Below are 25,587 nucleotides of genomic sequence, written 5' to 3'. Positions count from 1 at the left end.
CCGGATGCTGGCCCACGCACTGCGGAGTAAGCTTGCGCCATGAACGCCTTGATCCAGCCTGCCCACTACGAAGCGCTGCTGAGGCTGCCCGAGCATGTGACCGGCGAAGTCATCGCCGGCCAGCTGCACACCCAGCCACGCCCGACCGCGCGGCATTCGCGCATCGAAACCGGAATCGCGCGCGAGGTCTCCGGTCCCTTCGACCGCGGCGGCAGCGGCCCCGGTGGCTGGCTGATCCTGGTCGAGCCGGAGTTGCACCTGTCCGGCCAGGTGCTGGTGCCGGACCTGGCCGGCTGGCGGCGCGAGCGCCTGCCGGTGACGCCCGACGGTGCCGTCGAAGTGGTGCCGGACTGGATCTGCGAAATCCTCTCACCTGCCACCGCAATCAAGGACCGCAAGCTCAAGCTGCCGCTGTATGCGCAACTGGGCGTGGGCCACGCCTGGATCGTGGAGCCGCAGTCCAAGACCATCGAGATCTACCGCCGCGACGGCGCGCACTGGCTGCTGCTCGGCACCCACGCCGACCAGGACGAGATGCGCGCCGAACCCTTCGACGCCGTCGCCATCGGGCTATCGTCATTCTGGGATTGGTAGGCCACGAGCACCCGCCGGCTAGCCGAGGTATCGCCGCACCTGTTCGCCGATCGCACGCAGTTGCGTTGGCAGCGCGCGCCCATCACGCAGCGCATCCGCGCATGCGGGCAGCCAGCGGATCGCCTGCTCCACCGCGCGCACCATCTCCGGCGCTGGCTGCGCGGTTCGATCAAGCAGGCGCGCCATCAACGACTCCAGATGCCGGCACGACTCGGCCAACGCCACCGCACCCACCAGCGGAGCCGAGCCCTTGATCGTGTGAAACCCGCGCCGCAGTCGCTTGAGCGCATCCGCATCCGCGGGATTGGCGCGCCAGTCCGCGCATGCCGTCTGCAGCGAATGCGCGACCTCACGCAACTCGATCAGAAACACCTCGCGGAGTTCCGCATCCGCATCATCACCCTGCGCCAGCCGCGCCCGCCCGCCCCCGACCTGCAACCGGAGCTTGTCGAACAACGATTGCAACCATGCGATCAAGAGACGGCGCACCGAACCCAAACGGAGGCCCGGATGTTAAGCGCTTTCGCCGCCGGGTTTCGAGGCGGGCACTTCCGCGTCCTGCACCGGTGCGTCGGCGGCGCTCGCCGGAGCGTTTGCCCAGCGCCGCTGATCTTCCTGACGCGCACCGGCAAATCGGAGCGAATGGATCAGACGCGCGATACCGCGCGCCCCGAGGCTCATGCACAGTCCAAGCACGAACTGGATGGAACACGAGAACACCTCGGCGCGCTGCTGTGCAGCGAACTCGAGTGCGCCCTCGTACGCCTCGCGCCGGCTGAAAGACCATTTCAGTGCGGCGTAGTACCCGAGGCTGGCAATGTTCTCCACGATCACCCCAGACGCCAATCAGCGCGATGCCAACCGCAAACCACTGCTCGGGATCGATGTGGGACTCGAACGCCGGAGCGTGCCGCGAGGCCAGCCCCCACCCGGCCACGTGATCTGCGAACAGCCACAAGGCGCCGAAGAACACGCAGGAAAACGACTGCACGATCCAGATCGGGCGCGCGAACTCCACCGCATCGGGTTGTGTGAAAAAAAACTGCCCGACCACGCCGGCCATGGTCGTCACCAGGTAACCGGCTGCAACCAGACGCAAGCCGACGGTCAAAATCGAGTGGGAATTGGTTCGCGTCATCACATGGTTCTCCCCGGCGTTCACCGCTCGCGGTCCGCACCCGCCAGCGGGTCGACCGCGGTGGAGGATTGCGGGGGCTTGGAACAAATGGCCCAACTGGCGCTCCGCGAACTGGCAACCCTACCAGCCGCGTGCGGTTTGTAGCAGGCCATTCAGGCAGCGGCCAGGCGCGCAAGCCCGACTCCTTCCGCATCGCCCCCGCTGCTGCAAGCGCCGAAAAATTGCTATTGTCGCGGCGCCAATCAGGCAGACGAGAAAACGGGACATTCCATGGCAATCAAGAAAGCCCCTGCGAAGGCCGCGAAGGCCGCGAAGCCGGTGAAAGAAGTGATGAACAAGTCGACGCTGGTGAATTTTATCGCCGACAATTCCGGCGTCGCCGCCAAGGACGTCAAGGCCGTACTGGCCGGTCTGGAAGCTGCTGCAGTCGGGTCGGTGTCCAGCAAGGGCGCTGGCGAATTCGTGTTGCCCGGCCTGATCAAGGTCACCTCGGTCAAGGTTCCGGCCAAGCCCAAGCGCAAGGGCATCAACCCGTTCACCAAGGAAGAACAGTGGTTCGCCGCCAAGCCGGCGACCACCAAGGTCAAGGTCCGCGCGCTCAAGAAGCTGAAAGACGCCGCGAACTGAGCCACCGACCCGCGGCTGCGCTGCCGCCGCGGGTCAAGTTTGCGACCCGCCTGGCACCGGAAGCGCGATCACCAATGTCTCAGCGCTTCAGATCCCCCACCCAATCCATGCCGGCGTTGTAGCCATTGGCGACGCCTTTGGTGGCGACGGCGACGGCATTGTGGGGATGCAGACTCTCGTAATGGCTGGCACGCACCCAGAAGTCGGCAATGCGTTCGTCGGCATCGAGTGCTTTCTGCATGCGACGCGCGGCGTCTTCGCAGAACATCAGATTCTCGGCGTTGAGGCGCGCAAAAGCCTGTTCGTCTTCGCGCTTGACCGCAGTCTGCACGGGGGTCTTCAGTGCTTCCTCGACGCGATCAATCAATGCCACCAGCGGGAACGAGTCGAAACTCGGCACCAGGCGCACCCGCACCTCGGCGCCGGAGCGCTGGCTGTGCGGTGTCGCGGCGATGCCCTGCTCCGAGCCGAGCCAGGCGACCACGCGTTCGTAGTCGAGGCCGTCGTCAGCCGCGAAGTCGGACTTGAACTGGTCCTGGATGATCTGGCGCGCCAACGCTGCCGAACACGGACAGGTGCTCGAATAGGTGACTTCGAAGCTGGTTTCGATGGTGAACTGGCCGCGGTCGAGCAGGCCCGAAATCACCACCGGATAGGATTTCCAGCCGCTGTGGTCGCTGACCAGGGCCGGACGACGCACCATGTAGTCGAACGCGACGCGCAACAGCGCGCGGCTCGACAGGTCAGCGTGCGAGTCGACGAATTCACGCAGCACCTTGCGCACCGAACACGGCGTCAGCACTTCCGAACCGAGCAGGCGATCGAGCAGCAGGTACAGCCGCGACATGTGGATGCCGCGCGCCTCCGGCTTGTGCAGATTCACATAGGCGGTGACGCGGGCATGCGCATGGATCGGCGTACCGTCGGGCCCGGCCACGCGCACCGGCAGTTCGATATCGCCCATGCCGACCCAGTCGAGTTGGCCGGCGACGCCTGCTCGCGCCTCGTTGGCGATGTCCGGCAGCGATCGCGCCGTCGCGGGTTGGGTGCTCATGCGGATTCCTTCTTCCAGGGCGCCAGTGTATCGGTTCAGCGCAATCCAGCGACGGCGCGCCAAGCACACCAGGCGCTGCGCCAGCCGGCGTGCGGTGGGTCACGCCCCGCCGCCAAGGCTTCGATCAGCGCCAGTGCCTGCTGGTACACCACGCGCAGGCCACGCGCGCCATGCCAGTGCGAACGCGCGGAACTGCGGTAGCGCAACCGCAATTCGTTGTGCCAACGGCTCGCCAGCGTAGCCACCAGCGCCTGCAGCGCTACCCCGGTCTCGGCGCCGGCGACCGCATGGCGCGCGCGCAGGTCGAGCGGTGCCTGCGCGAATGCGCTCGGCTGGCCCTCGCGCAAGGCGAGCAGGTACATGCCGACCAGCAGACTCTGGGTGCATGCCACCGCGATCGGCGGATCCGCTGAGTTCGCGGTCAGACGCACGATGCGGGTGAGCGCTTGCGATGGATCTTCCGGCGCGGACTCGTCCAGCCCAAACAGCGCCTGCCCGGCCAACTCGGGCGACAGTTGCAGGTCACGAGCGGCGGCCAGCAACGGATGCCGCGCCTGACCCTGCCCATGCAGGGTCAGCTCTTCCTGCCACCAGGCGAGTTTGTGCTCGCGCACGGTTGCATCGCGCAGCACCCAGCAGGCCTCGCCGATTTCGAACAGGGCGCCGACGCGTCCGCGCAGCAACGGCCACTCGCCCGGCGAAGCGAACAATCGCGCCAGCGCCAGAGCCGGCCAGGCGTCGGCCCACTTCGCGATGAAGGCTTCGGCATCCAGGTCGACCTTGGCTGCGTCCATGCGCCTAGTCCAGGTAGGCGATCAGCTCGTGGGCGCTGCGCACGACCACATCCGCCCCCCACGCCTGCACGTCGTCGCCGGCGTCGATGTAGCCAAACGCGGCGACCGCAGTGCGGGTTCCGGCGGCACGGCCGGCTTCGATATCGCGGCGATCGTCGCCGAACATCCACGCCTGTGCCGGTGGCACCGCCAGACGCTTGAGTGCGTGCAGCACCGGTGCCGGATGCGGCTTCTTCTCGACCAGCGTGTCGCCACTGACGATGGCGTCGAACTCGCGGTGCAGATCGAGTGCATGCAACACCGCGTCAGTCAGCCAGCCCGGCTTGTTGGTCACGATCCCGAGCTCGATGCCCTGCGCGCGGCAGATGCTCATCAGGTCGAGGACGCCATCGAACGGCCGCGTCGCCACGGCGATGTGCTGGCGATAGCAATCCAGAAAGGGTTGCAGCAATGCTTCGCGTTCTGCCTCGCCAAGGTGTGCGAACGCGACACCCAGCAATGCGCGCCCGCCCCTGGACACGAATGGCCGCAGCCGCGCCAGCGGCAGCGCGTCGAGCCCGGCGTCGGCACGCAGTGCGTTGGCGGCGGCGATCATGTCCGGCGCGGTGTCGAGCAGGGTGCCGTCGAGGTCGAACAGCAGCGCGCGCGTGCTAGCCGGCAACGGCTTTCTCCGCGTGCGCCAGATAGTTCACGCCGACGTCCGCGCTGCGCCAGGACTTGCGTCGGAAGGGGTCGTACTGCAGTCCTTCCAGCGCGCGCAGCTCGAAACCGGCGAGACGCAATCCGGCCGAGAGTTCGCTGGGACGGATGAACAACTCATGCCGGTGCGTGCCTTTCGGCAACAACTTGAGCACCTGTTCGGCGGCGACGATGGCAAGCGCAAAGCTGCGCGCAGTGCGGTTGATGGTCGACAGGAACAGGTGTCCGCCGGGCTTCAACAGGGTCGCGCAGGCGCCCAGCACGCGGTCGGGTTCGGCGACGTGTTCCAGCATCTCCATGCAGCAGATGGCGTCGAAGGCGCCCGGCAGTTCCGCCGCCAGTTGCTCCGCATCGACATGCCGATACTGCACGTTGGCGCCGGATTCGAGCGCGTGCAGCTTGGCGATCTCGATCTGCTCGGCGGCGGCGTCGATGCCGAGCACGTCCGCCCCGGCCGCGGCCAGCGCCTCGGCAAGAATGCCGCCGCCGCAACCCAGATCGAGCACGCGCGCACCGGCCAGCGGCATACGCTCGCGCACGAACGCCAGCCGCTCGGGATTCAGTTCATGCAAGGCACGCGACGGTCCCTGCGGGTCCCACCAGCGGTGCGCCTGCTCGTTGAACCTGGCGATCTCGCGCGGATCGGCGGTCTGCATGTCAGTTCCGCGCGCGCATGCGCACGCCCCAGCTGCGCGCCGTGGCGGCGAGGCGTTCGGTGTCGAAGCCGGTGAGCCGGCCGCCGTCCAGTTTGCGCTCGCCGCGCACCCAGACATCGCGCACATCGCGGCGGTTGCCGGCATAGACGATCTGCGAAATCGGGTTGTACACCGGCAAGGTGTCGAACTGGTCGAGGGCGATCAGGGCCAGGTCCGCGTCCTTGCCAACCTCGATCGAGCCGATGCGCTCGTCCCAACCGAGTGCGCGTGCGCCACCGAGCGTAGCCATGTGCAAGGCTGCTGCCGCATCGAGCGCGGCCGCGTCCTGGGCCACGGCCTTGGCCAGCTGCGCGGCGGTCTTCATCTCGCCGATCAGGTCGAGGTCATTGTTGCTGGCAGCGCCATCGGTGCCGATGCCGACGTTCACGCCGGCGCGGCGCAAGGCCTCGATCGGCGCGAAGCCGCTGGCCAGCTTGAGGTTCGACTCCGGACAATGCGCGATGCTGACGCCGGCTTCGGCGCACTGGGCGATCTCGGATTCGCTCAGCTGGGTCATGTGCACCGCGATCAGGTTGCGGTTCACCAGACCGAGCCGCTTCAAGCGTGCGAACGGTCGTTCCTTGTGCTGGCGCAGCGCGTCCTCGACCTCGAACGCGGTTTCGTGCAGATGCACATGCACCGGCAGATCGAGTTGGTCGGAATACAGTCGGATCTTCTCGAAACTGGCGTCCGACACCGTGTACGGCGCATGCGGCGCCCACACCGCGCGCAGCATCGGTTCATGCTTGAGTTCATCGGCGAGCGCGAGGCCCTTGTCGATGTACTCGGCAGCGTGGCTGGCCCACGCAGTCGGGAACTCGATCACGGTCAGGCCGATACCCGCGCGCAGTCCGACGCGCTTGAACGTCGCCGCCGCCACTTCCGGGAAGTAGTACATCTCGTTGACGCAGGTAACGCCGCCGCGCAGCAGTTCGGCGGCGGCGATCAGGGTGCCGTCGGCGACCATCTCGGCACCGACGAAGCGGGCCTCGGTCGGCCAGATGTGGTCCTGCAACCAGGTCATCAGCGGCAGATCGTCGGCGAGACCGCGCATCAACACCATCGCCGAATGGCAATGGCTGTTGACCAGACCCGGGATCAACGCGTGGCCGGGTCGTGCCACGACTTCGCGTGCGGCGTAGCGCGCGCGCGCATCGCCGAGCGGCAACACGGCGGCGATGCGGCCGTCGTGCACCGCCACCGCATGCTGCTCCAGCACCACGCCCTGCGGCTGCACCGGAATCACCCACTCGGGCTCGATCAGCAGGTCGATCGCGATCTGGTCCATGCCGACGCTCGCTGCAGGACTACTTGACGCGCGAGACGTATTCGCCGGTGCGGGTGTCGCACTTCAGCACTTCGCCGTTCTGCACGAACAGCGGCACACGCACCACGGCGCCGGTTTCGAGCTTGGCCGGCTTGCCGCCGCCACCCGAGGTGTCGCCACGCACGCCTGGATCGGTTTCGACGATCTGCAGTTCGACATAGGTTGGCGGCGTGACCACCAGCGGTGCGCCATTCCACAACGTGACCATGCACATCTCGTTGCCCTTCAACCATTTCACCGCCTCGGTCATTGCCGATGCGTCGGCGCTGACCTGTTCATGACTGGTCGGGTCCATGAAATGCCAGAATTCGCCATCACCATAGAGGTATTCCATGTCGGTATCGAGCACGTCGGCCGCTTCGAGCGAATCGGTCGCCTTCATCGTCATCTCGACGACGCGGCCGCTCTTGATGTTGCGGTACTTGACGCGGGTGAAAGCCTGACCCTTGCCCGGCTTCACGTACTCGGTGGCGGTGATCACGCACGGATAACCGTCCACGATGATCTTCATGCCGTTCTTGACGTCGTTCATGCCATAGCTGGCCATGCCAATACTCCAGTGCGAAGAGCCGCATCGGGAATGCGGCTAGAATGAAAAGTCCCGAGAGTTTCAAAGGTCCGTACGCTGAGCGTTCGGCGACAGGGCGCGCATGATACCGACAACCCCCCGCTCCTTGCAGCCTACGGGCTGGCAACAGCTCTGGCGCGAAGCCATCACCGATCCCGACGAACTGCTCGACGTGCTCGGCCTGCCGGCACTGCGTGGACGATTGGCACAGATGGGCCGCGCCGTCTTTCCGTTGCGCGTTCCGCGCGGCTATGTCGCGCGCATGCGTCCGGGCGACGCCACCGATCCCTTGCTGCGTCAGGTGTTGCCGCTCGACGACGAGGACCGCGTTGCACCGGGCTTCAGCTTCGACGCGGTCGGCGACCTGGCTGCACGCGATGCCCCCGGCGTGCTGCACAAGTACCAGGGCCGTGCGCTGCTGATCACGACCGGCAGCTGCGCGATCCACTGTCGCTACTGCTTCCGCCGCCACTTTCCTTACGCGGAGGAACTGGCGGCGCGCGGCGGCTGGCGCGAGTCCGTCGCCGCCATCGCCGCTGATCCATCGATCCACGAGGTGCTGTTGAGCGGCGGAGATCCACTCGCGCTCGCCACTTCCAAGCTGCGCGAACTGACGCTGCAACTGGCCGCGATCCCGCATCTGCGCCGCCTGCGCATTCACACAAGGCTGCCGCTGGTGTTGCCCGAGCGTATCGACCGCGAGCTGCTGGACTGGCTGGGCGGGCTGCCGTGGCCGGTCGCCTTCGTGATCCACGCCAACCATGCCCGCGAGATCGATGCCACGGTACGTTCTGCCCTGAGCGCGCTGCGCGACAGCGGCGTGGCCCTGCTGAACCAGAGCGTGCTGCTGCGGGGCGTCAACGACTCGTTGCCGGCGTTGGCCGCGCTCAGTGAAACATTGTTTGCCGCTGGCGTACTGCCCTATTACCTGCACCTGCTCGACCGCGTCCACGGCAGTGCCCACTTCGAGGTGGACGACGCCGTGGTCCGCGACCTGGCCACCGGCCTGCGCGCGCAGTTGCCCGGCTATCTGGTGCCGAAGCTGGTGCGCGAGATCCCGGGACGGTCGTCGAAAACCGCGTTCGACTGAACCCAGTCAAGCCCGCCCATCGGCAAAACGCTGGCCTCGGGCGGCGCGAATACGGTAAAAAGGCGCCTGAGAACGTTTCGGGGACGTCATGGCGCAAAAAGATCAGGTCGTTCGGCTGCTGATGGTCGAGGACTCGATGGAGATCGCCGAGCAGCTGATCAGCGCGCTGCGCAACGGCGGTATCCCCGTGCGCCCAGTGCGTGCCGAGACCGCCGCTGAGCTCGCGAACCAGATCGAGGAACACCTCCCCGACGTGATTCTTGTCGATGCCGCGAACAAGTCGCCCACGCTGATCGAAACGGTCGCAGCGGTGCGCAAGTCGAGCAAGGACATCCCGGTGGTGGCGCTGGTGTCGGAGGTGACCGAGAAATCGATCATCGACGCCTCGATGGCCGGGGCTCGCGCCTGCGCGCTGCTGTCGCGCGCCGAACACCTGCAGATGATCGTGCGTCGCGAGTTCACCGACGTCATGACCCGGCGCGCGGTGCGGCGCCTGGAAACCAGCCTGCGCGAGGTCGAGAAGCGCTGCGACGCCCTGCTGGATTCCTCGCGCGACCCGATTGCCTTCGTCCATGAAGGCATGCACGTGCGCGCCAACAAGGCGTATCTGGAAATGTTCGGCTACGACGAGTTCGAGGAGATCGAAGGCACGCCGATCCTGGACATGCTTGCCCCGACCCATGGCGAAAGCTTCAAGGCCCTGCTGCGCAAGATGTCGAAGGGCGAGAAGCCGCCGGAACGACTGGAAATCAAGGCGCGGCGTCTGGACGGCGGCGAGTTCGACGCGGTAATGCAGTTCGAGGAAGCGACCTTCGAGGGCGAACCCTGTACCCAAATCACCTTCCGCCGCCAGGAGATCGATGCCGAGCAGGCCGCCGAACTGGACCGCTTGCGCTCGCAGGATCTGGTCACCGGTCTCTACAACCGCAGCAGCTTCATCAGCGAACTCGACCGCGTCGCAGCCGAAGCCGCAAGCGGCAAGTCCGACCTGACCCTGTTCTTCATCGAACCCGACAACTTCCGCAAGGTGCTCGACACCGTCGGCATCGGCAATGCCGACCTGCTGCTGGCAGACATGGCCAAGCTGCTCAAGTCGCAACTGCGTGACAACGACATCGCCGCCCGCGTCGGCGAATTCAACTTTGGCGTGATCCTGCCGCGCCTATCGCACGAGAAGGCGGAAGCCATCGCGCAGAACCTGCGCAAGGCCTTCGAGGAGCACGTTTTCGAGCTGAATGGCAAGTCGGTGAACCTGACCATCTGCAATGGCGTGGTCTTCATCGGCGAGAAGATCGCCAACACACAGAACATGCTCGCGGAAGCCGCGGGGGCGCTCAAGACCGCGCAGACCGAAGGCGGCAACCGCTACAGCATCTTCGACCCCGCCGCGCAGGACAAGGCCGATGCCGAGAAGCAACGCGCCTGGCTGAACCTGGTCAAGGACGCGCTCGCGCACGACGGCTTCACCCTGTACTTCCAGCCGATCATCAGCCTGATGGGCGAGGAAGGCGAGTTCTACGAGATTCTGCTGCGCCTGAACAGCCCCAAGGGCGAGATCTCGCCCGGGCACTTCCTGCCGATCGCCGAGAAGAACGGCCTGATGCCGGCAATCGACCGCTGGGTCATCGGCAAGGCGATCAAGACGGTCGCCGAACGCGAGCGCGAAGGCCGCAAGTGCACCTTCTTCATCAAGACCACACCGCAGACCATGGACGACGCCGCGATCCTGCCGTGGATTGCGACCCAGCTGCAGGCTGCGCGCCTGCGTGGCGACGCCCTCGTCTTCGAGGCGCCCGAGAGCAAGGTGGTCACCAACCTCAAGGCCGCGCGTACGTTCCAGAAAGGCCTCGAACAGTTCCACGCCAGCTTCGCGATCGAGCAGTTCGGCTCCGGTCTGAACTCGATGCAGTTGCTCAAGCACGTCGACGCCAAGTACCTGAAGATCGACCGCACCTACATGGCCGAACTGCCGAAGAACAAGGACAACCAGGCCAAGGTCAAGGAACTTGCCGACCAGGCCCGCAGCATGGACAAGCTGACCGTGGCCGAGTTCGTCGAGGACGCCGCATCGATGTCGATCCTGTTCTCCTGCGGCGTCAACTTCGTGCAGGGCAACTTTCTGCAGGAACCCGAAAAGGTCATGTCCTACGACTTCGGCTGATCCCCCTGCAAGGCGTCCGGCTGAAGCCGGACCCACGGTGAAGCCGGCACCCCGTGGGTTCGGCTTCAGCCGAACGCTCTACCAGCCATCAACTGACCACACCCGCCCGCGGCATCTGCTCCAGCGCGGCGATGCGATCGGCAATCGGCGGATGGGTCATGAACAGCGCGCGCAAGCCGCTGCGACGGGCGCCGGAGATACCCATCGCTTTCATGTCGTCGGGCAGCACGTGCTCGTTCGAGTCGCCGGCGAGACGGCGCAGGGCGCCGATCATGTGCTCGCGGCCGGACAGCTCGGCGCCACCTGCGTCGGCGCGAAACTCGCGGCGGCGCGAGAACCACATGACGATGATCGATGCGAACAGGCCGAGCACGATCTGCAGCACGATGTAGATCAGCGTGTGCGCGATCGAGTCGAGCACGCCCGGGCCATCGTCATCATTGCGCCGCAGCGCCGAACTGATGATCGAGGCAACGATGTTGCTGATGAACACCACGAAGGTGTTGAGCACGCCCTGGATCAGGGTCAGCGTGACCATGTCACCGTTCGCGACATGCGAAATTTCGTGGCCGAGCACGGCTTCGACTTCGCGTCGATTCATGTTGCGCAGCAGGCCGGTACTGACCGCGACCAGCGCGTTGTTGCGATTCCAGCCGGTCGCGAAGGCATTCATCTCGGGCGCCTCGTAGACCGCCACTTCCGGCATGCCGATGCCAGCGCGCTCCGACTGGCGCCGCACGGTCTCGAACAGCCATGCTTCGGTTTCACTGCGCGGCTGCGCGATCACCTGGGCGCCGGTACTGCGCTTGGCCATCCACTTCGACAGGAAAAGGGAGATGAACGAGCCCGACATGCCGATCACCGCCGACATCAGCAGCAAGCCGCCCAGGCCGCTGTTGCGGTCGATCCCGAAGATGGCGCCGATCAAGCCGAGCAGCACCATGATGGCAAGATTGGTGCCGATGAAGAGCGCGATGCGTAACATGTGCCGGTTCCGTGCAACGCTGCCGAGATTGGCAGCGTTGCAGATGGTGCGGATTCGGGCCCGTTTTTCAAGCCGACGACCACTGCCGTTTCGCGGTCGGGCGGCATCGTGATCGTTGCGTGAGGACATGAGCATCCACTACCGCGGTCGCTTCGCCCCCTCGCCCACCGGCGATCTGCATTTCGGGTCGCTGGTCGCTGCGCTCGGCAGTTGGCTGCGCGCGCGCACAGAGGGAGGCGCCTGGCTAGTGCGCATCGAGGACCTGGACCCTCCACGAGAGGTGGCGGGCGCCGCCGGCCGCATCCTCGCCACGCTGGCCGCATTTGGCATGTACTCGGACGAACCGGTGCTGCGCCAGAGCGAACGAGCGCTTCACTACGAAGCAGCGTTGGCACGTCTGGTCGAGCGCGGCATCGCCTTCCGCTGCGCCTGTAGTCGCCGGCAACTTGAGGCCAGCGCCGGCCTGCATCTGGCCGCGTGCGCCGATCCTGACCCGCAGACTGCGCACGCGTGGCGCGCGCGCGCGCCCGAGCTGACCGTCGAGTTTGACGATGCGCTCGTCGGGCGCTATCGGCAGCATCTGCGCCAGGAGGTCGGCGACTTCGTGCTGAAGCGCAACGATGGACTGCACGCCTACCAGCTCGCGGTTGTGGTTGACGACGCCGCACAGGGCATCAGCGAGGTCGTGCGCGGCGCCGACCTGCTCGACTCGACGCCACGCCAAATCTGGCTGCAGCGCCAACTCGGGCTACCGACACCGGGCTACTTGCATCTGCCCCTGGTGCTCGACGAACACGGCCACAAGCTCGGCAAGTCGCTGACCAGCCAGCCGGTGAGCGCCGATGATCCACTGCCCGCACTGCGCGCCGCACTGCGCTTCCTCGGCCAACCCGACCCGGTCAATTGCACCGCAGTCACCTCGCTCCTGCAGGTGGCCGTCGCCGCATTCGATATCGCCAAGATCCCTGTTTCCATACCCTCCCGCACGCCACCGGACAACGTCTAGAATCCCGGCATGTCCGCGCCCGCGGAACTTGGAGAGGGAACATGACGCAACGTATTGCATTCGTCACCGGTGGCACCGGCGGCATCGGCACCGCCATCTGCCAGCGGCTGGCCAAGCTCGGCCACCGCGTCGCCACCAACTACCGCGACGAGGGCCGCGCGCAAGCATGGCAGGCGGAACAGAAACGACTCGGCTACGACATCGGCATCGTTCCCGGCGATGTCGCCGAGCCGCACACCGCCGCAGCCATGATCAAGGCGCTCGAAGCCCAAATCGGACAAGTCGACATCCTGATCAACAATGCCGGCATCACCCGCGACACCACCTTCCATCGCATGAGCGCATTGCAGTGGCAGGAGGTGATCAATACCAACCTGAACTCCTGCTACAACGTCACCCGCGCGGTGATCGACGGCATGCGCGCGCGCCAGTGGGGCCGCATCGTGCAGATCGCCTCGATCAATGGCCAGAAGGGCCAGTACGGGCAGGCGAACTACGCCGCGGCCAAAGCCGGCATGCATGGCTTCACCATTTCGCTGGCGCAGGAGAGCGCCAAGCTGGGCATCACCGTGAATACCGTCTCGCCCGGCTACGTCGCCACCGACATGGTGATGGCGGTACCCGAGGAAGTGCGCGCCAAGATCGTCGCGCAAATTCCCACCGGGCGCCTCGGCAAGCCCGAAGAGATCGCCTACGCCGTGGCCTTCCTGGTCGACGACGAAGCCGCGTGGATCACCGGCGCCAACCTGTCCATCAACGGCGGCCACTACATGGGCTGGTAGCGTCGAAAAGCTTTGTGCCGCGCACCGGATTGTCGAACTGCCTCTGGTGCGCCGCACAAGCCTTCTGCTAGGTTCGAGCCATGACCAAGAGCACGCGCATCATCAAGAAGTATCCGAATCGTCGGCTCTACGACACCGAGATTTCGAGTTACATCACCATCGACGAAGTGCGCCAGCTCGTCGTCGACGGCGAAGACTTCGAGGTGCGCGACGCCAAGACCGGCGACGACCTGACCCGCACCGTGCTGCTGCAGATCATCAGTGAGCACGAGGAAAAGGGGCAGCCGCTGTTCAGCACCAAGCTGCTGTCGCAGCTGATCCGCTTCTATGGCGACTCGCTGCAGGGATTCATGGGCAGTTACCTCGAGCGCAGCATGCAGGTCTTCCTAGACCAGCAGACGCAGTTCCGCGGCCAGATGAACAATATCCTCGGGCAGACGCCGTGGTCAGTGTTGAACGAGATGACCGAACGCAACCTCGACCTGTGGAAGCAGATGCAGTCGAAGTTTGTCGGCGAGGTCGCGCCCAAGGCACCCCCCAAGCCAGGTGATCGGAAACGCTGATTTTCAATTGCGTCGCGGTAGTGGACGTTCGCCGTATGGCTTTTTCTGCGGCGCAGCAATAGATTCCACTTTCTCCATTTGAATCAGGGGTTCAACTCATGTCGCAGCGCGTCGCCATTGTCACGGGCGGGATCGGTGGTTTGGGCTCGGCGATCTGCCGCAAGCTGGCGCAGGCGGGTCGCAGGGTGATCGCCGCCGACCTCGATGCGCGCGCCGACCGCATCGCCGCGTTTCGTGAGGAGATGGCGGACCTGGGCGAGCGTGTGGCGTTCGAGCCGCTGAATGTCGCCGACGAGCAGTCCTGCTCTGATCTGGTGGCACGCGTCGTTGCCCGCCACGGTCAGGTCGACGTGCTGGTGAATGCCGCCGGCATCACCCGCGACGCCACCCTGCGCAAGATGACCACGGCACAGTGGACCGACCTGATGCGGGTCAACCTCGACGGCGTGGTTTTCATGACGCGCGCGGTCGTCGACGGCATGTGCGACCGCGGCTTCGGCCGCATCGTGAACATTTCCTCGGTGAACGGCCAGACCGGCCAGTTCGGCCAGACCAACTACTCGGCCTCGAAGGCCGGCCTGCACGGCTTCACCATGGCGCTCTCGCGCGAAGTCGCGCGCAAGGGCGTTACCGTCAACTCGGTCTCGCCCGGTTACTGCCGCACCGCCATGGTCATGGCGATCCCCGAGAACATCCGCAACCAGATCGTCAACCAGATCCCGGTCGGCCGCATTGGCGAGCCCGAGGACATCGCCCGCGCGGTCGAGTTCCTCACCGCCGACGACGCCGGCTTCCTCACCGGCGTCAACCTGCCGGTCAACGGCGGGCTGTTCATCAGCTTCTGACCAACTCGCCTACCCGCGCTTGCGCAACCACTGGTCGATCGCCGGCGGGACTTCGCGCTGGGCACGGCCGGAGACGTAGATGCCGATGTGGCCGCCCTTGAACGACAGTTCGGTGTAGTCGCGGGTCGAGGTGGCGCCTTTAAGCGCGCGCGACGCGTTCGGCGGCACGAGATGGTCCTGCTCGGCGAAGATGTTCAGGATCGGCAGCTTGATTGCTTTCAAATCAATGTCTTTCGATCCGATCTTCAAGCCGCCTCTCATCAGCTTGTTGCCCTGATAGAAGTCCTTGATGAACTGGCGGAAGGCTTCGCCGGCCTGATCGGGCGAGTCGAAGATCCACTTCTCCATGCGCAGGAAGTTCTCCATCTCGGCCGGGTTGTCGAGGATGTCGGTCAGGCCGACGTACTTCTGCTGCAGCAGGCGATAGGGTTTCAGCGTCAGGTAGCACCAGTTCATCAGGTCGGCCGGCACGTTGCCGAGCGTGTCGACAAACAGGTCCACGTCCATGCCGCGGGTCCAGTGGCTGAGCATGTTGTCCGGGGTCTGGAAGTCGACCGGCGTGACCATCGTGATCAAGTTCTGCAGCGTTTCCGGGTAGATGCTGGCGTAGCAGAGGCTGAAGGCGCCGCCCTGGCAGATGCCGAGCAGGTTGATCTTCGCCACCCCGGTGTGTTTCGACACGGCCTTGACCGAACGGCGCAGGTAGCCGTTGATGTAGTCATCCAGGGTCACGTAGCGATCGGACGGATCGGGATAACCCCAGTCGATCAGGTACACGTCATGGCCGGCTTCGAGCAGGCTCTTCACGATCGAGCGGTCGTCCTGCAGGTCGACCATGTACGGGCGATTGACCAGCGCATAGGCGATCAGCAGCGGCGTCTTGTGCGTCACCTTGTGCTTGCTGGTAAAGCGGTACACGACCACCTTGTCTTCGCGGTAGATCTCCTGCTTGTCGCTGGCGCCGTAGTGCACCTCAGGAACATCTTTCAGTACTTTCATGCCCTTGGCGAGCTTTTCTCCAAAACGCGAGAGCTCGGCGGCGACCTGGTTCGGTTCGAGTTGGATCGGACCCATGATGTTTCAGCTCCCTGATCAGCGCGAGCGACGGGCCGCAGCTTTCTTGGCCGCAGGCTTGGTCGATGTGGGGGTGGACTTGCGTGCGACGGTCTTGCTGACTGCCTTCGGCGCCGACTGCACGGCCGGCTTCGCGACGGATTGGCCGGCTTCCAGCGCTTCGAGGCGTTCCTGCAGCGTTCGCATCTCGCGGCGCATTTCCTGCATGCGCCGCGCGGTCGAGTTCACCTCGGTGCGCGTCGGCATGCCGAACTGGCCGGTCGCGCGTTCGACTTCGCCCTGGACCAGACTGCGCAGCGTCATCTGCTTGTTGACCAGATCACCGTAGGCGCTGCGGAACTCGGGGCTGAGTGCGACCTCGGCGTAGCCGTCCTCGGCTGCATCCACCCAGAGGTCATACACCTGACGCAAGGACTTCAGTTGCCGCCCCGGCTCCTCGCGCTCAGCGAGCAGCGTCTGGAACTTGCTGACCGCGCGCTTGCTCGCTTCGAGCATCAGCCGGTTGTAGGCCGACATCGCGTCCTGGTACTGCAGAACCGCGGCCATCAGCCGCTGCTGGCGTTCCTGCGATTCGCGCGTGTAGCCGAAGGTCGGCATGCCGAGCAGGCCCTGGACTTCGCCCTTGAGCAGATCGGCGGGATTCGTCCAGCCCGAAAACATCTGTTCGAAGCCGCGCGCATCCGGGCTGGCCATCGCCGCGAACAGGTCGCGCAACGGATTCTGGGTCTCGCCCATCGGGCCGATCGCGCCCTGGAACAGTTGCGTCCACTGCACCGCGTCCTTGGGAAAACCGGAACCGTTGGCGAGTTGCCCGGAGAACTTCTCGACCCAGTCCAGATACTGCTTGGTGCCCTGGATGAAGCGCTCGGTGGCAGCGTCGGTGTCATCCCCGAGCTTGCCGCCAAACAGATCGCCAAAGGCCTTGCCGGCATCGCGCCAGTCACCCTGCACGAACCGGTTCGCACCCTCCGAAACCGCACTCCACCACTGCTGGTGCAATGCCTCCCAGTCCTTGAATCCACCTTGCGCGGCCTTGGCCATGTTGCCCCCTCCCGAATGAGGTCGCCATGCTAGCCCTGCGCATGGTGCGGTGCAACAACAGAGCACCCGCGTCTGTATTCGGGCTTCCATCCCGAACAGGTGGTCCAATCCAAGTGGTCGAGTTCTAGCCATGTGTCAAGCCGACCGCTGAGGAAGTTGCTCGTATCATCCACGCACCCCCGCCGAGCCACCCCATGTCGCATACCTCTCCACCCTCTCGGCCACTTCTGTTCCTCGCAGGTGGCATGGCGATTGGAATGTTCAGCTGGCTGGCAGCACTCGCCGTCTCGGGCCGGTTCGAGCCATACGATTCAGGCGTGGGCCTCCTGGCGAATCAGTTCGTTCTTTCCGTGCCGGCCGGCTTCTTCGCCACGCGCTACCGGCCATCAGCGCCATGCCTTTTTCTCTGTGGTGCATACGTCGGGATGACTGCCTACACCTATGGCTTCGGTGGCTCCGAGGCGAGGGCCTGGGCGGCGCTCGGCGCGGTCACGAGTCTGTCTCTGCTGCTCCTGCCCGCGGTGCTCGTCACCGTCATCACCGTCATTCGCCGCATACGTCGGGTGCAGCCACCACGCACCGAAGGCGGTTCACGTTCTGGTCAACCGTAACCGCCGCTCGGGAGATCCATTCACCGATTGGATCAAAAGCGTCCAGAAATTCGTGGTGTCAGATACCCTCACGGCGAACGATGCGATATATAACCCAACCACGATCATTCATGGTGCCGACTTCTTGAGGACGGTATCTGAACTGCGCGCGCGGCCGGGTGGCTACATCTACTTCTATGGCAGCGCGACCATGGTCAGATCGCTGCTCGCCGCTGATCTTGTTGATGAGTTGCTGCTCACGATCGAACCGATCGTTCTCGGGGGCGGAAAAACGATCTTCGCTGAGAACGGAAAGACACTACCCTTCGCGCTGGAGTCGACAGCCAAAGCCAGCACGGGCGCGCAGGTTTGCCGATAGGTTCGTGCACGGTGACCACCGTGTCCCACCTAACAACCGGTTGCGGCGGACGGCCGACTGCGCGGCCCGCCGCCGAACCTGAGCGCTACCACGCAATCCGACAGAGACCTGAGGACACCATGACCTTGACGAAACCCCTACTCGCTTTGGCCCTGCTGACAGGCATCCCGATGACAACGCACGCGGTGGACGAGGATCCGTATCTCTGGCTGGAGGACGTCGAGGGCACCAAGTCGCTCGACTGGGTCAGGGCGCGCAACGCGGAGAGCCAGAAGGCGCTGGAAGCCGATCTCTCGTTCAAGCCGTTGTACGAGCGCCTGCTCGCGATCAACAACGCCAGCGACCGCATTCCCTACGTGCGCAAGCTCGGCGAGCACTTCTACAACTTCTGGAAGGACGAGCAGCACGTGCGCGGCATCTGGCGGCGCACCACGTTGGCCGAGTACCGCAAGGCCGAGCCGAAGTGGGAGACGGTGCTCGATCTGGACGCGCTCAACAGCGCGGAGCAGGCGAACTGGGTATGGAAGGGCGCCGACTGCATCGAGCCGGCGCAGGACCGTTGCCTGCTCTCGCTGTCGCGCGGCGGCGGCGATGCCGTCGAAATACGCGAGTTCGACCTCGGCACGCGCGAGTTCGTCAAGGACGGCTTCGTGCTGCCCGAAGCAAAATCGGCGCTCGGCTGGAAGGACCGCGACACGCTGTACCTGGGCACCGACTTCGGCAATGGCTCGATGACCGAATCCGGCTACCCGCGTACCGTGCACGAATGGAAGCGCGGCACGCCGTGGAAGGACGCGCCGCGCATCTTCGAGGGAAAGCCCGCGGACGTGTACGCGTTCGGCTTCAGCGCCTACAGCAGCGGTTTTCGCCACGATGGCGTGACCCGCGTGCCCTCGTTCTTCGAGAACGAGACGCATCTGTTGCGCGATGGCCAACTGGTGAAGCTGCCCAAGCCGGACGATGCCGATGTCGGCTTTTTCCAAGACCAGGCGCTGATCACCCTGCGCAGCGACTGGAAACCGGGCAAGCAGGCGTTCACCGCCGGCAGTCTGCTGGCGATCCGGATCGACGATCTCTATGCCGGGAAGGACGCTTTTAGCGTGCTGTTCAAGCCGACCGAGATACGGTCGCTGGCCGGCTACTCGACGACGCGCAATGCTGTCCTGCTGAACATCCTCGACAACGTCCGCGGACGCCCTGAAGCGATGCAGCGGAAGGGCACGAAATGGGAGCGCCAGTCGGTCACCGTGCCCGCAAATGCCGAGGTCAGCCTGAGCGGCATCGACCCCGAGCACAGCGACGACTACTTCATGACCGCCACCGACTTCCTGACCCCGACCACGCTTTCGCTCGGGGCCGTTGGCAAGCGCAGGCATGAACTCCTGAAACGCCAGAAGGAACACTTCCGCTCCGAGGGACTGGTGGTCGAGCAGCACGAGGCGCGGTCGAAGGACGGCACGCGCGTGCCCTACTTCCTGGTGCTGCCCAAGGCGCGAGCGCGCGACGGCAAGATTCCGACCCTGCTCTACGGCTACGGTGGTTTCGAGGTCTCCGAGACCCCGGCCTACTACGCCGCAGCCGGCGCCGGCTGGCTGGAGCGCGGTGGCGCCTTCGTGCTGGCCAACATCCGCGGCGGCGGCGAATTCGGCCCGAAGTGGCACCAGGCGGCGCTGAAGTCGAAGCGGCAGAACGCCTACGACGACTTCATCGCCATCGGTGAAGACTTGATCGCGCGCAAGATCACCTCGACCGCGCACCTCGGCATCCAGGGTGGCAGCAACGGCGGCCTGCTGATGGGCGTGATGTACACGCAACGCCCGGACCTGTGGGGCGCAGTGCTGTGCGAAGTGCCGCTGCTCGACATGCGTCGCTACAACACGCTGCTCGCGGGCGCGAGCTGGATGGGCGAATACGGCAATCCGGACCTGCCCGAGGAATGGGCGTTCATCTCGAAGTACTCGCCCTATCAGAACATCGACCCGGCGAAGACCTATCCGCCGATCCTGTTCACCACCTCGACCCGCGACGACCGCGTGCATCCCGGCCACGCGCGCAAGATGGCGGCGAAGCTGCTGGATCTGGGCAAGAACGTGACCTACTACGAGAACATCGAAGGCGGACACGGCGGCTCGACCAACAACCAGCAGGCCGCGTTCATGGATGCGATCGGCTACGTGTTCCTGTGGGAGCGGTTGAAATAACCCCGGCGCGGTGCCTGTGCCGTTTCCCGGCTACGCTTTCACCACTGTCAGGAGAACTGCCATGCGCCGCACCCTCATCGCCACCGGAGTCGCCCTCGCCATGTCCACCGCTGCCGCCTCCGAACCGGATTTCTCACTCACGGTCTATTCCTCCGCTGCGCCCGGCGCGCTCACCTCCGAGCAGCTCGCGAACTACGGCCTGCAACTGCCCGGCTACGCGCTGGTGCGCGACCGCCGCGAACTGGCACTGCCAAATGGCATGGGCGAAGTGCGCTTCTCGGACGTCGCCACGCGCATCGACCCGACCACGGTCAGCTTCGCGTCGATCACCGACCCGCAAGGCACGCGCGTGATCGAGCAGAACTACCAGTTCGACCTGGTCGACGGACAGAAATTGCTGAACCGTTATATCGGCCAGACCATCAGCGTCGACCAGATCCGCGGCGACAAGGTCGAGAACGTCACCGGCAAGCTGCTCTCGGCCACCGGCGGGCTGATCCTGATGCAGCCGAACGGCGAAGTGCAGACACTCAGCCACTACGCGAACATCGCGTTCCCGTCCCTGCCCGGCGGCCTGATCACCAAGCCGACCCTGGTCTGGCTGGTCGATGCCAAGCGCGGCGGCAAGCACGATGCCCAAGTCTCGTATCAGACACAGGGCATGACCTGGTGGAGCGACTACAACGTGATCCTCAAGGGTGATGCGAATGCCTGCAGCATGGACCTCGCGGCCTGGGTCACCGTGGTCAACCAGAGCGGCGCCAGCTATCCGAATGCGCAGCTGAAACTGGTCGCCGGCGAAGTGAACCGGGCACCGGCAGCACCCGCACCGATGGCACTCGGCATGGCCAAGCGCAGCATGGTCGCCGAGGCGGCTGCACCCGGCTTCCAGGAATCGGAACTGTTCGAATATCACCTGTACACGCTGGGACGCCGCACCGAACTGCCGAACAACTCGACCAAGCAGCTGGAGCTGTTCCCGTCGGCGGTCGGCATGAAGTGCAAGCGCGAACTGGTGTTCACCGCCTCGCCGCAGCCCTACGGCTTCTGGGGCTCGCCGATCAGCGACCAGGGCTATGGCTCGACCAACAGCGGCGTGGTCGGCGCCTGGCTCGAGTTCGAGAACAAGGAAGCGAACGGCCTCGGCCTGCCGCTGCCCGCCGGACGCGTGCGCGTGAACCAGGCCAGCCGCGACGGCAGCCTGGAGTTCATCGGCGAGGATGTGATCAAGCACACGCCGCGCAATGAGACGCTGCGCATCAAGCTCGGCGAAGCCTTCGACGTGGTCGGCGAGCGCAAGCAACTCGACTACAAGATCGACACCTCGGCCAAGCGCATCGACGAGACCTTCGAAATCAGCGTGCGCAACCGCAAGAAGGAAGCCGCGACCATCCGCGTACGCGAATACCTGTATCGCTGGAGCACATGGGCGATCACCGACGAGAACGTGAAGCACGACAAGCGCGACGCGAACACCATCGACTTCGTGGTGAACATCCCGGCCGATGGCGAGCAGAAGATCCGCTACTCGGTCCGATACACCTGGTGAGGTTTGCGCTTGGAGCGTTCGGCTAAAGCCGAACCCACACAAGATCAAGCCGAACCCACATCAGATTCCTTGTGGGTCCGGCTTCAGAAGGTGCTTTGTGGGTCCGGATTTATCCGGACGCTTTTGCGGCCAAATGCTTCGCCAGCCATTCGCGCTCGCGCCACATCAGCCACAGTCCGAACAGCGACAGCAGGCCGACCGCAAGGGTGGCGCCGTTGATGAAGACGACCAGATTGTCGACACCGTCCTTCATGTCGCCGAAGAACATCAGCGCGAAGGTCACGATCAGCAGACCAAGCCCGCGCCCGCCGGCCTGATAGTCGATTTCGGCATCACGCGAGGCGCCGAGCGTCGCCAGCGCGGACAGCAGGCCGAGCAGCGGGGCCGCGACCACCGCCATCAGCGTCCGCTGCAGCGCGACGTCGCCTTGTACCGCGGCCAGCACGTCGATGCCTTGGTGTCGGAACCAGAGCGCGAACAACAACGTTGCCAGTGCGCCGAAACCCAGATCGAAGGCGATGCCGACGCCAGGACGGTGGACATGCACCGCCTCCTCGCGCAGCCGCTGCTCCCCGTGCTGCATCGCCGCCACCATGTGCCAGACGAACTGGTCGTCGCTGAAGGTCTGCAGTTGCCGGACCAGGCGCGCGCGCGCGAACAGCCATTTGGCGAGGTCGACCACGATGCCGACCGCGATCCCGGCGAGCCATACCAGCAGCAGCTTGACCGCGGACCACTGCCACACGTAGACCCCCAGCAGACCGATGCCGCCGATCAGCAGCCACTGCAGCATCGCCAGCGTCAACCCGAGCAAGCGCCCATTCGAGCGCCGCCCAAGCGCACCCGGCGCGCACCCCGTGAATCGCGCGCGCATGGCTGCGGTGATGTCGATATAGCGGATCTCGCGTTGTTTGCTCGCCATGCCCTGCTCCCCGGCTGTCGCGATGATAGGACCTGACGTCCGCGCTAGTCCCCGACCTGATCCACCACCAGGCGCCAGCCTTCGGATTGGTGGCGCCAGACGCGTTGGTAGGACTGCGGCCGGTCGCCGGTGGTGACGCCGGCGGTTGCTGCGAGGCGGCCGTCGCCGGAGCGGCGAAGCAGGACGCGTTCGGCGCGGGCGCGCATCGGTGCCGAGTCGCGGAGGTCGACGGCGGCGCGTGGCGGTTGGCCAGAGCGCAGCTCGATCGCGTCCGCAGCCGACAGGGCACGCCAGGCCGCGAGGTCGAAGGTCGTGGCGCGCAGCGCGTTCAACTGGTCGTCTGCGCTGCGCAATGCGGCTTCGTCGCCGCCTTCGACGGCGCGCGTACCGGCCGCGCGATCCTTCGCCTCGCCCGGCAATTCCTGCAGCGCGTGCTCGATGCCGTTGTCGAGCAACAGCCGCCAGCGGCCCTCGCGCAGCACCCAGACCGAGAAGAACTGGCCGCCCGCGGGCGCGCCGTCGCTGCCATCGGCCCCGATCGGGGTCAGCCGGTAGGGTCCGAAGGTGTAGCCCAGATCATCCGCCGCCTCGGCCGCGGCCGGAGCCCATTCCAGCCGGAACGGAGCCGTGTCGGGGCGACCGGCGTACCAGGTGCGCGCATGGGTCGCGCCGGGACGGAACACGATCGCGTCATCGGCCAGCACGCCAAGGAATGCCGCCTTGACCCCGAGCTTTGGCGAGCTTGCGGCGAATGCACGTTCGGCGGCGACCAAGGCATCAAGATCGCTCGCATGCGCGCCGTTGGCCAGCAGCAACATCGTGAACATCGCGAAGGCACGCATCAACCTGCTCCCATCCGTTACGGCGATTTTGGCGAGCGCAGAAGCAAACAACCCGTGCCGATGGTCGGGCACGGATTGCTTTGGGAGCCGCCGCTGTAACGGCGATCAGCGCCGGTCGATGGCCACGTAGTCGCGGTCGTCCGGGCCGATGTAGTTCGCGTTCGGGCGGATGATCTTGCCGTCGATGCGCTGCTCGATCACGTGCGCGCTCCAGCCGGAGGTGCGCGCCATCACGAACAGCGGCGTGAACATCGGCGTGGGCACACCCATCATGTGGTAGCTCGACGCGCTGTACCAGTCGAGGTTCGGGAACATCTTCTTCAGGTCCCACATCAGCGTCTCGATGCGCTCGCTCACCTCGAACAGGCGACGGTTGTCGCCGGCTTCGCACAGTCGCTTGCTGATCGACTTGATGATCGGGTTGCGCGGGTCACCGATGGTGTACACCGGGTGACCGAAGCCGATGATGATTTCCTTGCGCTCCATGCGCGCACGGATATCGACCTCGGCCTCGTTCGCGGAGCGGTAGCGGGCGATGATGTCCATCGCGACCTCGTTTGCGCCGCCGTGTTTCGGCCCGCGCAGCGCGCCGATCGCTCCGGTGACCGCTGAATACATGTCCGACCCGGTGCCGGCGATCACGCGCGCGGCGAAGGTGCTGGCGTTGAACTCATGCTCGGCATACAGCACCAGCGACTGGTCGAGCGCGCGCGCGTGCAGCTCGCTGGCCGGCGCGCCGTGCAACAGGTGCAGGAAGTGCGCGGCGATCGAGTCGTCGTCGGTCTCGGTGTCGATGCGGCGGCCGTGGTGGCTGTAGTGGTACCAGTAGAGCAGCATCGACCCGAAGCTCGCCATCAACCGGTCGGCGATGTCGCGCGCCTCGTTGACCGGGTGCGCTTCCTTCTCCGGCAACACCGTGCCGAGCACCGAGCAACCGGTGCGCATCACATCCATCGGATGCGTGTTCGCCGGCAGCAGCTCGAGCGCGTCCTGCACCTGCGGCGGCAAGCCGCGCAGCCGCTTCAGCTTGGCCCTGTAATGCGCCAGCTCGTCGCGCGTCGGCAGGTGCTCGTGCACCAGCAGATGCGCCACCTCCTCGAACGTGGCCTGCTCGGCCAGATCCTTGATGTCGTAGCCGCGGTAATGCAGGTCATTGCCGGACCGGCCAACCGTGCAAATCGCGGTGTTTCCCGCCGCCACGCCGGACAGCGCGACGGACTTCTTGGGCTTGAAGGTGCTGGGGGTGGATTCGGGTTCGGACATGGTTGCAGCCGCCGGTTGGAAACGCGAATGATACTTCGCCGGCCGGCACCGCCGCTCGAAGCTTCAGGTTGCCCGCATTATTCCATCCAGTCCTGCAGCTTCAGCCCGCGCACCCGCGCGAACTCGCGCCGGTTGTGGCTGACCAGCACCAGATTCTCAGCCAGCGCCTGCGCCGCAATCCAGAGGTCATTGCCACCGATCGGGGTGCCGTCGCGCTCCAGTTCCGCGCGGATCACGCCGTAACGAACTCCGGCCGCATCGGTCAGCGGCAGCACCGGTGCAACTCGCGTCAACGCGGCGAGTCGCAGCAACGCATCGTCGCGACGCTGGCTCTTCTCGGCGCCGAAACGCAATTCGCCATAAGCGGCGGCGGCCAGCGCGGCCTCGCCCGGCTTGAGCCGATCGAGACGCCGGGAAAGCTCGGGATGGCGCTGCGACAAGGCATAGATGCAGGTGTCGGAATCGAGCAGGAATCTCGCCTTGGCCGGGCTCACGGCAGCGGTTCCGGCGGCGGATCGGCGATGTCCTCGGGGAAGTCGCTCGGCCAGGGCGGGAGGCCACGCAACAGCGCACCCAGCCGTACCGGCACCTCGCGCAACACCACCTCACCATCGCGCCGGAGGATCTCGACTTCGTCGCCGACAAAACGGAATTCCTTGGGCAACCGCACCGCCTGACTATTGCCGGACCTGAACACACGCGTCGTCGTCATGACCCCTCCGAAGTATGCACCGGAAGTATATACGCATCGGGATCTTCGGAGGCTCCGCCGGGCAATCCTGCTGCCGGACCCAATGG

At 65.4% G+C, this 25,587-nt stretch carries 28 protein-coding genes; 12 read left to right on the top strand and 16 right to left on the bottom strand.

Annotated elements, in window-relative coordinates; genetic code table 11:
- The first annotated feature begins 39 nt into the window (after positions 1-39).
- Positions 40-594, top strand: coding sequence for a Uma2 family endonuclease (locus IPG63_19705; GenBank protein MBK6729384.1), 555 nt, complete (start codon positions 40-42; stop codon positions 592-594).
- A gap of 18 nt (positions 595-612) precedes the next feature.
- Here the strand turns inward: IPG63_19705 and IPG63_19700 are convergent, their stop codons facing one another.
- Both IPG63_19700 and IPG63_19695 read right to left on the bottom strand, forming a co-directional pair.
- Positions 613-1,050, bottom strand: a complete 438-nt coding sequence (locus tag IPG63_19700) for an Hpt domain-containing protein (protein MBK6729383.1) — start codon at positions 1,048-1,050, stop codon at positions 613-615.
- A gap of 57 nt (positions 1,051-1,107) precedes the next feature.
- Positions 1,108-1,422, bottom strand: a complete 315-nt coding sequence (locus IPG63_19695) for a hypothetical protein (GenBank protein ID MBK6729382.1) — start codon at positions 1,420-1,422, stop codon at positions 1,108-1,110.
- On the opposite strand from IPG63_19695, the gene IPG63_19690 reads away from it, so the two are divergent.
- Together IPG63_19690 and IPG63_19685 are read left to right on the top strand one after the other, a co-directional pair.
- Positions 1,412-1,876 (top strand): hypothetical protein, encoded by a 465-nt coding sequence (locus tag IPG63_19690; protein MBK6729381.1) that lies wholly within the window; start codon positions 1,412-1,414, stop codon positions 1,874-1,876. The genes IPG63_19695 and IPG63_19690 overlap by 11 nt on opposite strands.
- Positions 1,877-2,002: 126 nt before the next feature.
- A complete protein-coding gene (locus IPG63_19685; GenBank protein ID MBK6729380.1) occupies positions 2,003-2,359 on the top strand; it encodes an HU family DNA-binding protein in 357 nt (118 codons plus the stop codon).
- Positions 2,360-2,438: 79 nt separating this feature from the next.
- Here IPG63_19685 and IPG63_19680 read toward each other — a convergent pair whose 3' ends face one another.
- From IPG63_19680 to efp, 6 genes are read right to left on the bottom strand one after another with little or no spacing between them, the layout of a single operon-like run.
- Positions 2,439-3,413 (bottom strand): GTP cyclohydrolase I FolE2, encoded by a 975-nt coding sequence (locus IPG63_19680; protein ID MBK6729379.1) that lies wholly within the window; start codon positions 3,411-3,413, stop codon positions 2,439-2,441.
- 35 nt (positions 3,414-3,448) lie between these two features.
- Positions 3,449-4,207: a hypothetical protein gene (locus tag IPG63_19675; protein ID MBK6729378.1), complete on the bottom strand. Its 759-nt coding sequence runs from the start codon at positions 4,205-4,207 to the stop codon at positions 3,449-3,451.
- 4 nt (positions 4,208-4,211) lie between these two features.
- A complete protein-coding gene (locus IPG63_19670) occupies positions 4,212-4,868 on the bottom strand; it encodes an HAD-IA family hydrolase (protein ID MBK6729377.1) in 657 nt (218 codons plus the stop codon).
- A complete protein-coding gene (gene ubiG, locus IPG63_19665; GenBank protein MBK6729376.1) occupies positions 4,858-5,562 on the bottom strand; it encodes a bifunctional 2-polyprenyl-6-hydroxyphenol methylase/3-demethylubiquinol 3-O-methyltransferase UbiG in 705 nt (234 codons plus the stop codon). The genes IPG63_19670 and ubiG overlap by 11 nt, the downstream gene beginning before the upstream one ends.
- A gap of 1 nt (position 5,563) precedes the next feature.
- A complete protein-coding gene (locus IPG63_19660) occupies positions 5,564-6,889 on the bottom strand; it encodes a TRZ/ATZ family hydrolase (protein MBK6729375.1) in 1,326 nt (441 codons plus the stop codon).
- A gap of 19 nt (positions 6,890-6,908) precedes the next feature.
- Complete coding sequence (gene efp, locus IPG63_19655; protein ID MBK6729374.1) at positions 6,909-7,475, bottom strand: elongation factor P; 567 nt, start codon at positions 7,473-7,475, stop codon at positions 6,909-6,911.
- A 103-nt stretch (positions 7,476-7,578) separates the two neighbouring features.
- Between efp and epmB the strand changes: the two genes are divergently transcribed.
- Positions 7,579-8,586: an EF-P beta-lysylation protein EpmB gene (gene epmB, locus IPG63_19650; GenBank protein ID MBK6729373.1), complete on the top strand. Its 1,008-nt coding sequence runs from the start codon at positions 7,579-7,581 to the stop codon at positions 8,584-8,586.
- An 88-nt stretch (positions 8,587-8,674) separates the two neighbouring features.
- Complete coding sequence (locus tag IPG63_19645) at positions 8,675-10,747, top strand: EAL domain-containing protein (GenBank protein ID MBK6729372.1); 2,073 nt, start codon at positions 8,675-8,677, stop codon at positions 10,745-10,747.
- Positions 10,748-10,835: 88 nt separating this feature from the next.
- On the opposite strand, the gene htpX is transcribed toward IPG63_19645, so the two are convergent.
- Positions 10,836-11,732, bottom strand: coding sequence for a protease HtpX (gene htpX, locus IPG63_19640; GenBank protein MBK6729371.1), 897 nt, complete (start codon positions 11,730-11,732; stop codon positions 10,836-10,838).
- A 133-nt stretch (positions 11,733-11,865) separates the two neighbouring features.
- On the opposite strand from htpX, the gene gluQRS reads away from it, so the two are divergent.
- From gluQRS to phbB (IPG63_19620), 4 genes are all read left to right on the top strand, one after another.
- Positions 11,866-12,738 carry a tRNA glutamyl-Q(34) synthetase GluQRS gene (gene gluQRS, locus IPG63_19635; GenBank protein ID MBK6729370.1) on the top strand — a complete coding sequence of 291 codons (873 nt, stop codon included), beginning with the start codon at positions 11,866-11,868 and terminating at the stop codon, positions 12,736-12,738.
- A gap of 41 nt (positions 12,739-12,779) precedes the next feature.
- Entirely contained in the window at positions 12,780-13,520 is a 741-nt protein-coding gene (gene phbB / locus IPG63_19630; protein ID MBK6729369.1) for an acetoacetyl-CoA reductase, read from the top strand.
- A gap of 80 nt (positions 13,521-13,600) precedes the next feature.
- Positions 13,601-14,083 (top strand): polyhydroxyalkanoate synthesis repressor PhaR, encoded by a 483-nt coding sequence (phaR, locus tag IPG63_19625; protein ID MBK6729368.1) that lies wholly within the window; start codon positions 13,601-13,603, stop codon positions 14,081-14,083.
- Positions 14,084-14,181: 98 nt separating this feature from the next.
- A complete protein-coding gene (gene phbB, locus IPG63_19620; protein MBK6729367.1) occupies positions 14,182-14,928 on the top strand; it encodes an acetoacetyl-CoA reductase in 747 nt (248 codons plus the stop codon).
- Between the two features lie 9 nt (positions 14,929-14,937).
- Here the strand turns inward: phbB (IPG63_19620) and phaC are convergent, their stop codons facing one another.
- On the bottom strand, positions 14,938-16,005 hold the full coding sequence (phaC, locus tag IPG63_19615) for a class III poly(R)-hydroxyalkanoic acid synthase subunit PhaC (protein MBK6729366.1): 1,068 nt from the start codon (positions 16,003-16,005) through the stop codon (positions 14,938-14,940).
- A gap of 15 nt (positions 16,006-16,020) precedes the next feature.
- Positions 16,021-17,043, bottom strand: coding sequence for a class III poly(R)-hydroxyalkanoic acid synthase subunit PhaE (gene phaE, locus IPG63_19610; protein MBK6729365.1), 1,023 nt, complete (start codon positions 17,041-17,043; stop codon positions 16,021-16,023).
- Between the two features lie 441 nt (positions 17,044-17,484).
- Here phaE and IPG63_19605 point away from each other — a divergent pair, with 441 nt between their 5' ends.
- From IPG63_19605 to IPG63_19595, 3 genes are all read left to right on the top strand, one after another.
- Positions 17,485-18,012 (top strand): dihydrofolate reductase family protein, encoded by a 528-nt coding sequence (locus IPG63_19605; protein MBK6729364.1) that lies wholly within the window; start codon positions 17,485-17,487, stop codon positions 18,010-18,012.
- A 119-nt stretch (positions 18,013-18,131) separates the two neighbouring features.
- A complete protein-coding gene (locus IPG63_19600; GenBank protein ID MBK6729363.1) occupies positions 18,132-20,213 on the top strand; it encodes a S9 family peptidase in 2,082 nt (693 codons plus the stop codon).
- A gap of 61 nt (positions 20,214-20,274) precedes the next feature.
- Positions 20,275-21,762, top strand: a complete 1,488-nt coding sequence (locus tag IPG63_19595) for a DUF4139 domain-containing protein (GenBank protein ID MBK6729362.1) — start codon at positions 20,275-20,277, stop codon at positions 21,760-21,762.
- Between the two features lie 109 nt (positions 21,763-21,871).
- On the opposite strand, the gene IPG63_19590 is transcribed toward IPG63_19595, so the two are convergent.
- The 5 genes from IPG63_19590 to IPG63_19570 form a co-directional block, all read right to left on the bottom strand.
- A complete protein-coding gene (locus IPG63_19590) occupies positions 21,872-22,684 on the bottom strand; it encodes a hypothetical protein (protein ID MBK6729361.1) in 813 nt (270 codons plus the stop codon).
- A 44-nt stretch (positions 22,685-22,728) separates the two neighbouring features.
- A complete protein-coding gene (locus IPG63_19585) occupies positions 22,729-23,526 on the bottom strand; it encodes a nuclear transport factor 2 family protein (GenBank protein MBK6729360.1) in 798 nt (265 codons plus the stop codon).
- A gap of 105 nt (positions 23,527-23,631) precedes the next feature.
- Positions 23,632-24,789 (bottom strand): 2-methylcitrate synthase, encoded by a 1,158-nt coding sequence (gene prpC, locus IPG63_19580; protein MBK6729359.1) that lies wholly within the window; start codon positions 24,787-24,789, stop codon positions 23,632-23,634.
- Between the two features lie 77 nt (positions 24,790-24,866).
- On the bottom strand, positions 24,867-25,283 hold the full coding sequence (locus IPG63_19575) for a type II toxin-antitoxin system VapC family toxin (GenBank protein ID MBK6729358.1): 417 nt from the start codon (positions 25,281-25,283) through the stop codon (positions 24,867-24,869).
- Positions 25,280-25,501 (bottom strand): AbrB/MazE/SpoVT family DNA-binding domain-containing protein, encoded by a 222-nt coding sequence (locus IPG63_19570; protein ID MBK6729357.1) that lies wholly within the window; start codon positions 25,499-25,501, stop codon positions 25,280-25,282. The genes IPG63_19575 and IPG63_19570 overlap by 4 nt, the downstream gene beginning before the upstream one ends.
- Between the last annotated feature and the right edge of the window lie 86 nt (positions 25,502-25,587).

It is taken from the genome of Lysobacterales bacterium, from assembly GCA_016703225.1.
GTDB lineage: Bacteria > Pseudomonadota > Gammaproteobacteria > Xanthomonadales > Ahniellaceae > JADKHK01.
Note: the sequence above shows the minus strand (reverse complement) of the source record. Positions and strands in the feature narration are given on the sequence as shown.